We start from the raw sequence: 15,367 nt of genomic DNA on the forward strand, positions 1-15,367 counted from the left end.
TCACCTCCGCGACACCGGGTGCCCCTACCGTGGCGCCCCGGCCGACCCGCTCCCGGACGCGCGGCCGGAACGGAGAGCACTCGTGAGCACGGACGCGCATCCTCAGGACCTCCTCGACGCCGGCGCCCTCGCCCCGGCACCGCGCACCCTGATCGACGTCCTCCGCGACACCGCCGAGCGCCACCCCGACGCCTCCGCGCTCGAGGACCCGGCCGGCGCCCTGAGCTACCGCGAGCTGCTCGCCCGCGTCGTCTCCGCCGCCGCCGAGCTGACCGCCGCCGGGGTGCGTCGCGGCGACCGAGTGGGCGTGCGGATGGCGAGCGGCTCGCGCGAGCTCTACCTCGCGATCCTCAGCATCCTCGCCGCCGGTGCCGCCTACGTCCCGGTCGACGCCGACGACCCCGAGGAGCGGGCGCGACTCGTCTTCGGCGAGGCCGCCGTCCGCGGTGTCATCACCGGCTCCGGCCGCTTCGAGCGCGCCGACGCGGAGCCCGCGCGACTGTTCACCGGGTCGGCACCGCACCCCAGCACCGCCTCGATCCCGCTGCTGCAGCCGCCGACCCTCGAGGACGACGCCTGGATCATCTTCACCTCGGGCTCGACCGGCACGCCGAAGGGCGTGGCCGTCAGCCACCGCTCGGCCGCGGCCTTCGTCGACGCCGAGGCGCGCGTCTTCCTCCAGGCCGAGCCCCTCGGGCCCGGCGACCGGGTGCTCGCGGGCCTCTCGGTCGCCTTCGACGCCTCCTGCGAGGAGATGTGGCTGGCCTGGCGGCACGGCGCCTGCCTCGTGCCCGCCCCGCGCTCGCTCGTGCGCAGCGGGATGGACCTCGGGCCCTGGCTGACGACGCACGGCATCACCGTCGTCTCGACCGTGCCCACCCTCGCCGCGCTCTGGCCCGCCGAGTCGCTCGAGAACGTCCGCCTGCTCATCTTCGGCGGCGAGGCCTGCCCGCCCGAGCTCGGCCAGCGCCTGGCCGTCGACGGCCGCGAGGTCTGGAACACCTACGGCCCCACCGAGGCGACCGTCGTCGCCTGCGCCGCTCCCCTCGGCGGGCCCGGCCCGGTGCGGATCGGCCTGCCGCTGGGCGGCTGGCGGCTCGCCGTCGTCGATCCCGAGGGCCGCCGCGTCGGCGAGGGCGAGGTCGGCGAGCTGATCATCGGCGGCGTCGGCCTGGCCCGCTACCTCGACCCGGCGAAGGACGCCGAGAAGTACGCCCCCGCGCCGACGCTGGGCTGGGAGCGCGCCTACCGCTCCGGCGACCTCGTGCGCTTCGAGAGCGCCGGGCTGGTCTTCCAGGGCCGCGCCGACGACCAGGTCAAGCTCGGCGGCCGGCGCATCGAGCTCGGCGAGGTCGAGGCGGCGCTGCAGGGCCTGCCCGGAGTCTCGGGCGCGGCGGCCGCCGTCCGCACCACCGGCGCGGGGATCCAGGTGCTCGTCGGCTACCTCGCCCTCGCCGGCGGCCGTGAGCTCGACCGCGACGCCGCGCTGACGCGGCTGCGCGAGGAGCTGCCGGCCGCCCTGGTCCCGCTGCTCGCGGTGGTCGACGAGCTGCCGACGCGCGTGTCGGGCAAGGTCGACCGGGCCGCCCTGCCCTGGCCGCTGCCGGAGAGCACCGCGGCCGACCCCGGGCTCGACGCCGGGACCGCCTGGCTCGCCGGACTCTGGCGCGAGGTCCTCGGCGTCCCGGTCGACGAGAGGGCGAACTTCTTCGACCTCGGCGGCGGGTCGCTCGCCGCCGCCCAGCTCGTCGCCCGGATCCGCGAGCAGGACCCCGAGTTCACCGTCGCCGACGTCTACGCGCACCCCCGGCTCGCGGCGATGTCAGCCGAGATCGCAAGTCGCGCGACCGGCGCCGGCGAGGTCTCGAGCCACCGGATCGCCCCGGTCCCGCGCCGGATGCAGGTGCTGCAGACCCTCCTCGGCGCGCCGCTCCTGGTGCTGAGCGGCGCCCGCTGGACGACGGTGGTGCTCACGGTCTGCGCACTGCTCGACCTGCTGCCCGGCTTCGGCTGGCTGCCGACCGTGCCGCTGCCCGGGCTCGTCGTCGCGTTCGCGCTCTTCTGCACTCCGTTCGGCCGGATGGGCCTCACCGTCCTCGCCGCCCGCGCACTGCTGCGCGGGGTGCGCGCCGGCGACCACCCGCGCGGCGGCGGGGTGCACCTGCGGCTCTGGCTCGCCGAGCGGATCGCCCACCAGCTCGGCGCCGTCAGCCTCGCCGGAGCACCCTGGGTCGCGCACTACGCCCGTGCGCTCGGCGCCCGGATCGCCGACGACGTCGACCTGCACTCGCTGCCGCCGCTCACCGGGATGCTCACCCTCGGCCGCGGCGCCGCCATCGAGCCCGAGGTGGATCTCTCCGGCTACTGGATCGATGGCGACGTCCTGCGGGTCGGCGCGGTCCGCGTCGGCGCCGGCAGCACGGTCGGCGCCCGCAGCACCCTCCTGCCCGGCACCCGCATCGGCAAGAACGCGCAGATCGAGCCCGGCTCCGCGGTCTTCGGCCGGGTGCCGGCCGGCCAGCGCTGGGGCGGCTCGCCCGCGCAGCGCCTCGGCAAGGCGAGCGCGGGCTTCCCCGCCGAGCGGCCGCCGCGTGCGACGCCGTGGGTCTGGGCCTACGCGGTCTCGGCGGTCGGCCTCGCCGCCGTGCCGGTCGTCTCCTTCGCGGCGGGACTCGGCGTGCTCGCCCTCGCCGTGCAGGGCGCAGCGGATCTCGCTGAGGCTCTCCCCCGCGCCGTCGCCGCCCTCGTCCCCGCGGTCGCCGTCACCGGCGTCGTGCTGGCGGGCCTGGTCGTGGTGCTCGTGCGCCTACTCGGCCGCGGCGTCGAGGCCGGCACGCATCCCGTCCGCGGACGGATCGGCTGGCAGGTCTGGTCGACGGAGCGCCTGCTCGACCACGCCCGCGCGCTCCTCTTCCCGCTCTACTCCGGCCTGTTCACACCGGTCTGGCTGCGGCTGCTCGGCGCGAAGGTCGGCCGCGACGTCGAGGCCTCGACCGTGCTGCTGCTGCCCGCGATGACCACCATCCGCGACGGCGCCTTCCTCGCCGACGACACCCTCGTCGCCTCCTACGCCCTCGGCGGCGGCTGGATGCGGCTGGCCCGCGCGGAGATCGGCGAGCGCGCCTTCCTCGGCAACTCCGGGATGGCGGCGCCCGGCCACACGGTGCCGGCGGGCGGACTGGTCGCGGTGCTCTCCTCCGCCCCGCGGAAGTCGAAGGCGGGATCGTCCTGGCTCGGCTCCCCGCCCGTGCGGCTGCGGCGCACGGTGGTCGAGGCGGAGTCGGCGCGCACGTTCCGCCCGGCCGCGCGCCTGCGTGCCGCGCGCATCGCCTGGGAGCTGCTGCGCTTCGTCCCGGTCGTCGTCTCGATGGCGATCGGCCTCGGCGTCGTGGCGGCACTGCTGGCGCTGGTGCCGGTGATCGGGGCGATCGCGACAGCGGTCGCAGGCGGCGTCGTCCTGCTCGCCGCCGGTGCGGTCGCCGCCGGTGTCTCGACCGGGGCGAAGTGGCTCCTGATCCAGCGCGTGCGGCCGAGCGAGCAGCCGCTGTGGTCCTCCTTCGTCTGGCGCAGCGAGCTCGCCGACACCTTCACCGAGATGGTGGCGGCGCCGTGGTTCGCGCACGCCGCGGCCGGAACGCCCGCCCTCGTCTGGTGGCTGCGGAGCCTCGGCGCGCGGATCGGCCGCGGAGTCTGGTGCGACAGCTACTGGCTCCCGGAGGCAGATCTGGTCGATCTGGGCGACGGAGCGACCGTGAACCGGGGCTGCGTCGTGCAGACCCACCTGTTCCATGATCGAATCATGAGCATGGATCTCGTGAGTCTCGACGCCGGCGCGACCCTCGGCCCGCACAGCGTGATCCTCCCCGCCGCGACGATCGCGGCGCACGGCACGGTCGGCCCCGCCTCCCTCGTCATGCGCGGCGAGCTCGTGCCCGCGGGCAGCCGCTGGAGCGGCAACCCGATCGGCCCGTGGCGCGAGGTCCGCATCGGCGACTACCACGCGCCCGTCGCGTGAGCGACGCGCAGACCGGGCTGGAGACGGCGGGCGACCCGTACCTCCCCGGCATCGGCAACACCGGCTACCGCGTCGAGTCCTACGAGCTCGACCTGGACTACCGGGTCTCGAGCAACCGGCTCGCCGGCCGGGCGACCCTGCGGATCGTCGCGCTGCAGCCGCTGCGCCGCTTCTCGCTCGATCTCAGTCGCCTCCGGGCGACGCGGGTGCGGGTCGCCGGACGCAAGGCGCGCAGCGACCAGGCGGCGCACAAGCTCCGGATCACCCCCGCCGAGCCGCTCGAGGCCGGCGCGAGCGCCGTCGTCGAGATCGAGTACGGCGGGCACCCCGGGCCGCGCGCCAGCCACTGGGGCGAGCTCGGCTGGGAGGAGCTGACCGACGGCGTGCTCGTCGCCTCGCAGCCCTCCGGCGCGTCGACCTGGTACCCCTGCAACGACGACGTCGCCGACAAGGCGACCTACCGGATCAGGGTGAGCGCGGAGGAGGGCTACTCCGTGCTCGCGAACGGCGTGCTGCTCGAGACGAGCGAGCGCTCGGGCCGCCGCACCTGGCTGTACGAGCAGCGCGAGCCGACCGCGAGCTACCTCGCGTCGGTGCAGATCGGCCGCTACGTGCTCGAGGACCGCCTGCTCTCCGGAGTGGCCGTGACGCTGGCGCGCCCGGCCGCGCTGGCCGCGCGGGTCGCCCGCGACTTCGCACCGCTCAGCGCCATGCTCGCGTTCTTCTCCCGGGTCTTCGGCCCGTACCCGTTCCGCCAGTACACCGTCGTGGTCACCGCGGACGAGCTGGAGATCCCGCTCGAGGCGCAGGGCATGGCCGTGTTCGGCGCGAACCACGTCGACGGCCGCGGCGGCTCGGAGCGGCTGATCGCCCACGAGCTCGCGCACCAGTGGTTCGGCAACAGCGTCGGCCTCGCCCGCTGGCGGCACATCTGGCTGAACGAGGGCTTCGCCTGCTACGCCGAGTGGCTGTGGTCGGAGGAGTCGGGCGGACTCAGCGCCGACGCCCAGGCCCGCCGGCACCACGCGCTCCTGCGGTTCCAGCGCCAGGACCTCGTGCTGGGCGACCCAGGACCGGTGGACCTCTTCGACGATCGCGTCTACAAGCGGGGCGCGCTGACGCTGCACGCGCTGCGGCTCCGGCTCGGCGACGAGGCGTTCTTCCAGCTCCTGCGCACCTGGACCGCGCGGCACGCGTCCGCCACCGCCAGCGAGGTCGACTTCCGCGCGCTCTGCGCCGAGGTCGCCGGAGGCTCGGAGATCGCGGGCGGCACGGCCGTCTCGGCTGTCGAAGCGCTGCTCGACGCCTGGCTCGTCGACGTGCGGCTGCCGCCGCTACCGGCCGCCCGCTGAGACCAGCGAGTCCTCGAGCGCGTCGCCGTGCTCGCGGCGCCAGCCGATGATCGGACCGGCACCGCCGACGGAGTCGCCCAGCGCGACGCTGACCCGGAGCGACGGGTCGAGGTGCGGCTCGGCGAGCCGGAAGCGCGAGGTGTCGATCCGTGCCTCCGCGGTGAAGCGCGACTCGTGGATCCGGACGCGCCGCGGGTCGACGTCCAGCCCGCGGCCGTCCGCCTTCAGCGCGGCCTCGATGCGGGTCCAGTGCAGGATCGGGTCGGCCGCGCGGAACCCGCCCGTGGCGAAGGGAGCGCCGGCGATCCGCGTGATCGCGACGCCGCGCTCGGGCGGACCCGCGACCGGCTCGACGTCGACCCCGACGACGCCCGCGCTGCTGGCCGCGACGACGACCGCGCCCGGGCAGTGCGCGATGCTGACGGAGAGGTGCTCGGCGCCCTCGATCCAGGGGCGCCCGTGCGGACCGCCGCAGCGGGAGCAGCGGGCGGTGACCCGGACCATCGAGGCGGACAGCCCCAGGAGCTCGCCCGCGAGCATGCGCAGCAGGACGCGGCCGAAGACGAAGCGCTCCGCCACCGCCGCCGACCCCGTCGCGCGGTAGCGCTCCCGCTCCGCCGTGCCGAGCAGCGGCAGCAGCCGCTCGGCGTCGAGGCGCTGCTCGTCGAGCGCGAGCCAGCGCAGGTGCACCCCCGGCAGATCGCGCACGCCGTCGTCGTTCCTCATCCCGTCCCCCACGGTCGTGTCCCCCATGATCCCGTCCCCCGGTCCGGCGCTACTCGGCGGACCGAGCGGTCGCCGCGTGCTCGCCGCGCTCGTAGACGTCCGCCGCCGAGCCGACGATCAGCGGGTCCGGCCCGAGCGGCGACACGACCTCGTCGTCCCGGCCGTCGTAGTCGTAGAGGCTCAGCACGTAGCGCATCGCCTCGAGCCGGGCGCGCTTCTTGTCGTTGCTCTTGACGATGGTCCACGGCGCGTCGGCGGTGTCGGTCGCCGCCATCATCGCCTCCTTGGCCGCGGTGTAGTCGTCCCACTTGTCCAGCGAGGCGAGGTCCATCGGCGAGAGCTTCCACTGCCGCACCGGGTCGATCATCCGGATGGTGAACCGGGTGCGCTGCTCCTCGGCCGAGACCGAGAACCAGAGCTTGACCAGGTCGATGCCCTCGCCGACGAGCATGCTCTCGAACAGCGGCGTCTGCCGGACGAACTCGTCGTACTGCTCCGGAGTGCAGAAGCCCATCACGCGCTCGACCCCCGCCCGGTTGTACCAGGAGCGGTCGAACAGCACGATCTCGCCCGCGGCGGGCAGGTGCGAGACGTAGCGCTGGAAGTACCACTGCGTGCCCTCCCGCTCGGTCGGCTTCTCGAGCGCGACGACCCGGGCGCCGCGCGGGTTGAGGTGCTCGGTGAAGCGCTTGATGGTGCCGCCCTTGCCCGCGGCGTCGCGCCCCTCGAAGACGACGACCAGGCGCCGGCCGTGCTTCTTGATCCAGTTCTGGAGCTTGAGCAGCTCGATCTGCAGCAGCCGCTTGCCGGCCTCGTACTCCTCGCGCGACATCCGCTCGTCGTAGGGGTAGCCCTCGCGCCAGGTGTCGATCTGCGTGCCGTCACGGCGCAGCAGCACCGGATCGTCGTCGTCCTCGTCGAGCACGACGAGGTCGCGGGCGTCCTCGGGCGTGAGCGAGCGGAGCAGCTCGGGCGTCGGCACGAGGGCACCGTGGGGAGCGGCATCGGGAGCGGCACCGGGAGCGGCATCGAGGACGGCGTCGGAGCTGAGGGAGCGATCGGAGACGGAGGGCACGGAGCGACGCTAGGGGCCCCGAGCGACGCCGGGGTGAACGGCGGGTGTCCGCCCTCTCGCGCCCGCGCGCACCCGGACGTACCCTCGTCGCATGTGCCGGAACATCCACACGCTCCACAACTTCGAGCCCGCCGCCTCCGACGAGGAGGTCCACGCCGCCGCCCTCCAGTACGTCCGCAAGATCAGCGGCGCCACCAGCCCGTCGAAGGCGAATCAGGAGGCGTTCGACCGCGCCGTGGCGGAGATCGCCCACATCACGGGCCACCTCCTCGAGGACCTGGTGACCACCGCGCCGCCGAAGGACCGCGAGGTCGAGGCGGCGAAGGCCCGCGAGCGCTCGGCCCAGCGCTTCGCGACGGCCTGAGCCGCGACGCACGCGCCGGCCGGTCCGGGCGAGGCACGCGCTAGCCGATCAGGTAGACGAACCCGCGACCCGACCGCGCGATCCGGGACGCGAAGTCCACGGCGCGGTCCAGGTACTGACCGAGCTGCTCCCCCTCGGGGTGCTGCGACAGGCCCTCCTCGAGTTCCTGCCGGAGCGCGAGGAGATCGTCGGCGATCTCGGGGACCTCGCCCGGCAGAACGGCGCGCGTCCACGGGTCCCAGCACATCCCCCGCAGCGAGACCCGGCCCTCCAGCATCCGGTGCGCCGGCCGCGGCAGCTGACCCGGCGAGCGCGGAGCGGTCAGCGCCTGCAATCCGGACCACGCCCGGTCGAGGCAGAGCATGTCGTCCTCCGGCACAGGCTGCGGCAGGTCGGCGGCCTCGATCGCGGCGCCGTGCGGCATCCCCCAGGCGCCCGCGAGGGCGGTCTCGCCGATCACGCTTCGCGGGTCGGCGAGCGCGCGCTCGGTCAGATCGGCATCGAAGGCGTAAGCGTAATAACGGATTCCCATGCGTCGATGCTGGCGAGCGCCGCGCTCGCTCCGGCTCCGGATCCCGAGATCTGGGGACGGCCGAGCGATCTCGCGGCTGTGGAGGGACGAGCGACCGCTTCTGTTCCCGGACTCGTCTAGGCGTCGAAGGCCGCCGGCGGCAGGTCCGTCTCGCCGTCCTCGACGGCGCGGACTATGCGCGCCGCGACCGACTCCGGCGAGTGCCCCGCGCCGAAGCGCGGAGCCGTGCCCGCCAGCGGGTGCTGCGACAGCGCGGTCTCCGTGTGGCCGGGCCGCGCGTCGAGCAGGAGGACGCCCGACTTCCTGTACTCCCGGGCCGATGCCCGGACGAACGAGTACAGGGCCGCCTTGGAGGCGGAGTACGCCGCGAGACCGGCGGTCGGTGCCTCGGCGACCACCCCGCTGATCGTGACCGCGAAGGGCCGATTCCCGGAGGCGGACAGGGCGGCGAACGACGCCGTGAGCACGCGGATCGGCGCCAGGGCGTTCACGTCGACGAGCTCCTCGAGCACCGCCGGATCGAGCTCGGCCGAGGGGCCGAAGGCGACGACGCCGGCCGCGACGACGACGCCGTCGAGGCGCCCGTGACGGCGGAGGACCTCGTCCACCAGGCGCTGCGGGGCGTCCTCGCCGAGGAGATCGGCGACGAGCGGCGCGTCGCCGAGGTCGCCGGCGCGGCGCCCGGAGCGGACCACGGTCGCGCCGCGCTGCTCCAGCTCGTCCGCGATCAGCCTCCCGAGGCCGCCGGAGGCACCGAGGACGAGGACGACGGAGCCTTCGAATCGAGTCATGTCCGAAGCGTAGACGGGGGGTCTGGCGCGAATCGCCTCTACCGGGCGGCGAGGGCCGTCAATACGGTGGATCGCATGTCGCGTCCGGACACCTGCGCCGTGCTCCACCGACTGGTGGAGGTCCTCGAGGACCCCGCGCCGATCAACCCGGGACACGCCCGGCACGTGAGCGGGCTGCTCGCCGGCGCCCTCGACTCCGCCCCGGCCCTCCGCGACTGCGCCGGCGCCCCGGCCCAGCTCGTCGCCTTCGCGACGGAGGACCCGGCGGACGAGAACCCGGCCCTCTGAGCGCACCGACGGCCACCGCGTCACCCGGCACGTCGCCGCCTCGCCCACTCCTCGGAAGTCGCGGTAGTCGAGCGCGAGCACCGCGACTTCCGCGGACTCGGAGGTGCCTCTGCCTCCCGGCCTCACTGCACTCCGCGGAAGTTGCGGTAATCGAGCGCGACTACCGCGACTTCTGCGGAGTCGCGGCCTCCCCCGCCGAGCGGAGGGACGCCGCGGGCCCCTCGTAGACTCGACGGGCCGAGAGAACGGGGACCCGGTGGACGACGAACGCGCCGCACCTGCGGGCTGGTACCGCGATGACGCCCACCCGGGGTCGATGCGCTGGTGGGACGGCACCGCCTGGACCGACGCCCGCCGCTCCTCAGAGGACTCGGCGCCCGGCGACCCGGACGAGCAGGAGAAGCGCGGGCGGCCGGACACCGCCCCCGAGCACGTCGAGTACCGCCTCCCCCACTCCGCCGGCACCCCCACCGTCGACGCCGTCGACGAGGCGGAGCGGATCGAGGAGATCGCCGCCGTCGTCGGCCGCCCGCTGCGCGTGGGCGAGATCTCGGATCAGATCGTCGACGTGATCCTCGTCCCCGAGCCGGACCACCCCACCGGCACTCCCGCCGTCTCGGTCCGCGCCGGCGGACGCGTGATCGGCTACCTCCCCGACGCCTACCGCCGCTCCCCCGCGCTTCCCGGGCTCTCCCGCGTGGTCGCGAGTCGCGCCGCCCCCAGCACCACCGCCCGGCTCCGCGCCGAGCGGACGGAGGAGGGACTGCGCGCCTCCGTCACGGTCGCCCTCGTCGCCCCCGAGCTGCTGATCCCACTCAACGCTCCGCCCCAGGAGCGCTACTCGATCCTGCCCTGGGGCCGCGCCCTGCAGGTGCAGCGCGAGGACGAGCACTTCGTTCGTCTGGCCGGCGTGGTCCCCGAGGGCGGCCGCGGGCTCCTCCTGGTGACGCTCCACCCCGTCGGCGGCCTCGTGGAAGTCCGCCTCGACGGCGACCGCGTGGGCGAGCTGACCGCGGCGATGTCCGAGCAGTTCGCGCCCACCCTCCGCCACCTCGCCGGCCTCGGCCTCACCGCCGTCGCCTACTGCTCGCTCCAGGGCTCGCCGCTCAGAGCCGAGCTGACGCTGCAGGCCGCCCGCGCCGCCGAACTGCCCGCGGACTGGGTCGACGGCCGCCCGGCGACCCTCCCCCGGCTGGTCCCCGGCGCCACGGAGGCGCCGCCCGCCTACGTAGCGCCGCTGCGCCCGACCCCGCGCACCTCGGAGGCCGTGGCCCGGTCCACCCGCCGCACCGTCGCCTGGGTCGTCGTCGGCGTCTGCACGCTGGTCGGCCTCTCCAGCTGGATCATCGGCGACGTCCTGAACTGACCCGACTCGTCGCCGCGCTGCCTCGTCAGCGGCCGAGCCGGGCGAGCAGACCTGCGCACGGTATGCCACGGCGATCTCGCCCATCTGAGAAAGCACGTCCGGGTAGCCACCTGGTCAAGAAAGTTCTCAAATTCTCGCCGCACTGCCCCTAGTCAGCAACTATGACCTCAAGAGGAACGCGATCAATCAGGTGAAGTCCGCCGACGGCATGATTGACGTCGCTCCAGCCTTTAACCCCGTTGCTTCGCAGAGATTCCACAGGACTGACAATTCGGTTCTCGCAATCAAACTTCCGGTATTTCAGAATACGATAGAACCACTCTTAGCACATATCTGTTGGCGCGCCCAGCGCGCTCGGCGTATCAATGTCGAAGCCGTTGCCAACCAAGGTCTTAACGTTGTACTCGTCTCGTGCTCCTTTGCATCTGCAACGAAATTCTTCATTCGCCATGTGCAACTCGCGCGTGGGTCATTAATTGCAATTCGACGTGCTGAATCACTCGAACGCACTGGCCTTGCCATACTTAAGGCCATGGTCGGCCGCAAAGCATCTACGCGCTCTTCTGATAGGTCGCGTTGAACACCACTTCGGCGAGCCAGTGCTTGAAACTGCTATTGTCCTGGAACTCCCTGAAGAGCTGCGTGTCATCAGAGATTAGGCGTAGCATGACGTTACTGAGGGCACGATCGCTCTCCACGCGCGCATTCACCGGGTCATCATTAGCCTGTGCGTTCTTGTAGGCCTCATCCTCGGACACGAGCCTCGGGATCTCCTCGGTGATGAAGCGCTCAACACGATCGGCGTCGTTCCACTCGATGTTGCCGAAGTGGTCGTTGAAGGTCCTGACGATCGCAGAAAGCCTCTCGAGTTCCGGGTCCGAGAGATGCCCTCCGCTGGCGGCCGGGACCGGGGCGAGAGTGCCGTCTTCGTCATCGAGCACGATTTTCATCGCGTTGAGCTTCTCCGCGCGGTACGACTCCAAGTCGATGTTCTCAAGGATTCCCGCGGAGAGATCCTCTTCCTTGGGAGCGGGCAGCTTGGGCACCAGGTGATCAAGGAAGATCGATCGCTTCTCCCACTCACTGCTGCCGTATGGCAGGACGGTAGAGAGGAAATTGTAGGTGCGAAGGAAGGCTTTGGCGCTTCCCTTAAACATCACCTGATCGTCTTCATCGAGAAGTTCGATGTACTCAGCGACGCTGGTGTCAAGCAACGGGTCAAGGCGATCACGCCTCTCCCCCGCCAGATACCGACTGACGAACTCATCGACTTGCTCAGGCGCGTAAATGCCAAACGTGTCAAGATCGTTGACCAGATCGTGCAGCTTGTTAGCGTCCGTCTCTTCAGACAGCACGGTCGTACGGTAGTAGGGCTCGAAAGCGCGTTGGATCTCATCCGGTCCATTGGCGAAGTCGAGGACCAACGTGTCGTGTTTCGCGGGGTGCGCCCGATTAAGCCGCGACAAGGTCTGCACGGCCAGCACACCCGAAAGGGCCTTGTCGACGTACATCGTGTGTAGTAGCGGCTCGTCGTACCCGGTTTGGAACTTGTTCGCGACAACAAGGATCCGATACGGATCGGTCTTCACCTGCTCGGCGATCGCGTTGGATGGAAAGCCGTTCAAGCTCGCTTCGGTAACTTTCAGGCCCTTGTATTCGTGCTCACCGGAGAAAGCAACGACCACCCGGTACGGGCTCTTGCGTGCTACGAGCGCGTCGCGGATCGCATGGAAGTACTCGATGCATCGCGCAATCGAGGACGTCACGACCATTGCCCTCGCCTGGCCGCCGATCTTGCGCTTCGCGACCACCTGGGCAAGGAAGTGCTCGACCATGATGTCGGTCTTCTGAGCGATGGCATGCTCGTTGCCCTCGACATAGGCACGAAGCTTCTTCGAGGCGCGCTTCGCGTCGAACTCGGGGTCGTCCTCCACAGTCTTCATCAGCTTGTAGTAACTGCCGACCGGCGTGTAGTTGGAGAGAACATCGATGATGAAGCCCTCCTGGATCGCCTGCTTCATCGTGTACGAGTGGAATGGTCGGAAGCTCGTGCCTCTTTCGTCGTTCGGCACCGGCTCGCCGAACATCTCAAGCGTCTTGTTCTTCGGTGTCGCCGTGAAAGCGAAGTAGCTCGCGTTCGTCAGCAGCTTCTTGCCCTCAATGATCCGATTGATCCGGTCCTCGACGGTGTCCTCCTCGTTGGTTTCGACACCTGCAAGCGCACGTGAGACGGCCGCAGAGGTCTTCGATCCTTGAGATGAGTGCGCCTCGTCGATGACGATGGCAAATGTGCGGTCACGGTGGTCCGCACCGATGTCATCCAGAATGTACGGGAACTTCTGCACCGTAGTGACGATGATTTTCTTGCCTGCGGTAATCGCGCTGCGTAAATCTCCGGATCGATCGGCATGCACCACCGTAGACCCCACCTGCAGGAACGACTTGATGGTCTGCGTGAGCTGACTGTCAAGGATGACGCGGTCGGTAACGACGATGATCGAGTCGAAGGCGATCTTGCCATGATGCTTGGCCTCGGTGAGCTGGTGAGTCAGCCAGGCAATCGAGTTTGACTTGCCACTGCCAGCCGAGTGTTGAATGAGATAGCGACGACCAGCGCCGTTCGCCTCGACATCGGACAGGAGTCGGCGCACGACATCGAGCTGGTGGTACCGAGGGAAGATTGCCTCGGAGACCTTCTTGCCAGTCTTCTGGCTCTTATCCACCACGACCTGCGCATAGTTCTCGATAATTCCGGCGAGGCTCTGCGGCGCGAGCACTCGCCGCCACAGGTAGTCCGTTATGACTCCATCGGAATTCGGCGGGTTACCCGCACCATCGTTGAATCCTTGGTCGAACGGCAGGAACCACGAAGAAGCGCCCTTGAGCTCGGTGCAGAATCTCGCGCGCTGATCGTCCAGGGCGAAGTGTGCGATCGTCCGTCCGAACGCGAACAGCGGCTCACGCGGATCGCGGTCGCGCTGGTACTGCTGAACCGCGTCTTCCACCGTCTGGTTCGTGATGTTGTTCTTCAATTCGAACGTAAAGATGGGCAGACCGTTGACGAACGCGACAAGGTCGACGGCATCGCCCGGACTACTGACGCTGTGATGCACCTGCCGAGTGATGACGAACCGGTTCGCGTCGAAGTGCTCAGCAGCCTTCGAGTTCCCATCGACAGGTGTCGGGTAATACAGATCAATGTGGTGACCGTGATGGTCGATGCCGTTTCGCAAGACATGGACGACACCCCGCCGCGAAATCTCACCCTGAACCCGAGCAAGGAACTTGTGGCGGGCGGGGGTCTCCGTTGTGAGCCCGAGCGGCTCCACGAGATGCTGCTGGGTCGACTCGATGAACGCAGTGAAACACCCGAGATCGATTGCGTAGGAGGCGACGTAGCCGCCGGGCGCACCCTCGGTCCAACCGCCCTCGCTCATCTGCGTGACGATGAGCGATTCCAAGCTGTCCTCGTTGAGACGCTGCATGTTTATTCCTCACCCTCGCTCAGTGCTACCTCGAGATCATCATCGACCGCAGCGATCAGGTTGTCGAACGATTCAGCTGCCTCGGGCAATGCAGCTGCGACCGCACGTACGTCCACTTGACCCGTTACGACATCAGCCACCAAGCGTGTGCGAAATTCCTGAAGTAACTCAATCTCACGCTGAGTCTGTTGCATCACACTGTTGATCTTCTGAGCAGCGATGCGTGCTTGGCGCACGAAGGACGTTTGGGCCTCTGGCGGAGCCAGCGGGATACTGATTCTCTTCATTCGGCCAAGACCAAGGTCCTGGTTCGTCGCACCTCGAGTCTCGAGTTGTGACTGCTCGTAACACGCTGGGGAGTTCAATACAATTTCGAGGAACTCCGGGGAGACTAAATCCTTGATGAGTTTCAGAACAGCTATGTGTACCCACACCTGAAACCGCTCATCGAGATCGACAGCCTTTGCCACCCCTGTCGTCCCACCCTTGGTGTATAAAACATCACCGATCTCAGGACGCACTCGTCTGTCGAACTCAGTCGCGAGACCCTCATCGACATACTTCACGTCGTCGAACGACCACGCCCCGGGTCGAATGTTGCGGGCCGACAAGAATGGAACGCCTGAGTCTGAATACGTGGGCGAGAAGTGAGGACCGTCGACTGCCCGGTGAAGCACTCGTCCGAGAGAAACCACGCTCCACCCATTCCTCACCACCGGGAACCATCGATCCCCCGTATTGGTGTCGCCGCTCGAAATCAGGGTACTCACTTCGACACGTTTTTGCTCCTCGAGGAGGGCAATGAGGCGGCGCTTGGCGACGATGGCCTTATCGATTCGGGCGTTCGCGTGGGCGAGGTACTTCACGATCGCAGCCTGCTCCTCGGCCGGCGGCACAAGGCAAGGCATCCGTTTCAGATCCGACCAACCCAGTTGCTGGCGCAGGCCGCTGCCCATCCCATAGATGCGCTTCGACGAGTCGACAACGGTCAGATACTGATACGCGTACGAATCTCCCCAGCTTCCAGAAGGGTGAAGACCAATGTACGCCGACGTGATAATTCCGCGGTTCTTGACATGCCCGACACGGATGCTCGTCCGGTCGTTCTGCAAGTCCGTGGGGCGCACAACGATATCTCCTGGATCAAGTATCTGATACCCCTCGTAGGAGTCGGGAACGAGTCCGCGTTGCTTCTCGACTGGCTTCACGACCACATGTCCGTAACTCAGCGAGAGCACCTGGGACTCGGTCAATCCGACGTTTTTCCGCCGATTCTCCCTCAGCACGGCGAGTCCGGGTTGCACACGCCAGTGTCTCGGTACTCGAGCTGACCAGAACTGGTTCCAGACCCTCTCCTCATACATCGGCAAATG

11 protein-coding genes are annotated in these 15,367 nt (G+C 69.6%); 5 read left to right on the plus strand and 6 right to left on the minus strand.

The annotated features are described in order from the left end of the window. Positions 1–82: 82 nt before the first annotated feature. Together EDF35_RS18245 and EDF35_RS18250 are read left to right on the plus strand one after the other, a co-directional pair. Positions 83–4,015: a Pls/PosA family non-ribosomal peptide synthetase gene (locus EDF35_RS18245; protein ID WP_133963366.1), complete on the plus strand. Its 3,933-nt coding sequence runs from the start codon at positions 83–85 to the stop codon at positions 4,013–4,015. Then, entirely contained in the window at positions 4,012–5,367 is a 1,356-nt protein-coding gene (locus EDF35_RS18250) for a M1 family metallopeptidase (protein WP_243840055.1), read from the plus strand. The genes EDF35_RS18245 and EDF35_RS18250 overlap by 4 nt, the downstream gene beginning before the upstream one ends. Here EDF35_RS18250 and EDF35_RS18255 read toward each other — a convergent pair. After that, the gene (locus EDF35_RS18255) at positions 5,350–6,093 is read right to left on the minus strand and encodes a hypothetical protein (protein WP_123445431.1); all 744 of its coding nucleotides are present in this window, start codon (positions 6,091–6,093) and stop codon (positions 5,350–5,352) included. The genes EDF35_RS18250 and EDF35_RS18255 overlap by 18 nt on opposite strands. Before the next feature lie 49 nt (positions 6,094–6,142). Continuing rightward, entirely contained in the window at positions 6,143–7,018 is an 876-nt protein-coding gene (ppk2, locus tag EDF35_RS18260; RefSeq protein WP_243840063.1) for a polyphosphate kinase 2, read from the minus strand. A 241-nt stretch (positions 7,019–7,259) separates the two neighbouring features. On the opposite strand from ppk2, the gene EDF35_RS18265 reads away from it, so the two are divergent. After that, positions 7,260–7,532 carry a DUF2277 domain-containing protein gene (locus tag EDF35_RS18265; RefSeq protein ID WP_133963367.1) on the plus strand — a complete coding sequence of 91 codons (273 nt, stop codon included), beginning with the start codon at positions 7,260–7,262 and terminating at the stop codon, positions 7,530–7,532. A 40-nt stretch (positions 7,533–7,572) separates the two neighbouring features. On the opposite strand, the gene EDF35_RS18270 is transcribed toward EDF35_RS18265, so the two are convergent. Together EDF35_RS18270 and EDF35_RS18275 are read right to left on the minus strand one after the other, a co-directional pair. Further along, positions 7,573–8,064 carry a DUF1877 domain-containing protein gene (locus EDF35_RS18270; RefSeq protein WP_133963368.1) on the minus strand — a complete coding sequence of 164 codons (492 nt, stop codon included), beginning with the start codon at positions 8,062–8,064 and terminating at the stop codon, positions 7,573–7,575. A 116-nt stretch (positions 8,065–8,180) separates the two neighbouring features. Further along, positions 8,181–8,855, minus strand: coding sequence for an SDR family NAD(P)-dependent oxidoreductase (locus tag EDF35_RS18275; protein ID WP_133963369.1), 675 nt, complete (start codon positions 8,853–8,855; stop codon positions 8,181–8,183). A gap of 75 nt (positions 8,856–8,930) precedes the next feature. Here EDF35_RS18275 and EDF35_RS18280 point away from each other — a divergent pair, with 75 nt between their 5' ends. After that, positions 8,931–9,143 carry a hypothetical protein gene (locus EDF35_RS18280; RefSeq protein ID WP_123445428.1) on the plus strand — a complete coding sequence of 71 codons (213 nt, stop codon included), beginning with the start codon at positions 8,931–8,933 and terminating at the stop codon, positions 9,141–9,143. Between the two features lie 256 nt (positions 9,144–9,399). Next, the gene (locus tag EDF35_RS20950; protein ID WP_166674166.1) at positions 9,400–10,509 is read left to right on the plus strand and encodes a DUF2510 domain-containing protein; all 1,110 of its coding nucleotides are present in this window, start codon (positions 9,400–9,402) and stop codon (positions 10,507–10,509) included. Between the two features lie 551 nt (positions 10,510–11,060). Here the strand turns inward: EDF35_RS20950 and EDF35_RS18290 are convergent. After that, entirely contained in the window at positions 11,061–13,994 is a 2,934-nt protein-coding gene (locus EDF35_RS18290) for a DEAD/DEAH box helicase family protein (RefSeq protein WP_133963370.1), read from the minus strand. A 2-nt stretch (positions 13,995–13,996) separates the two neighbouring features. After that, entirely contained in the window at positions 13,997–15,247 is a 1,251-nt protein-coding gene (locus EDF35_RS18295; protein ID WP_166674167.1) for a restriction endonuclease subunit S, read from the minus strand. Positions 15,248–15,367 lie beyond the last annotated feature (120 nt).

This window comes from Rathayibacter sp. PhB151 (genome assembly GCF_004366415.1).
GTDB classification, from domain to species: Bacteria; Actinomycetota; Actinomycetes; order Actinomycetales; family Microbacteriaceae; genus Rathayibacter; species Rathayibacter festucae.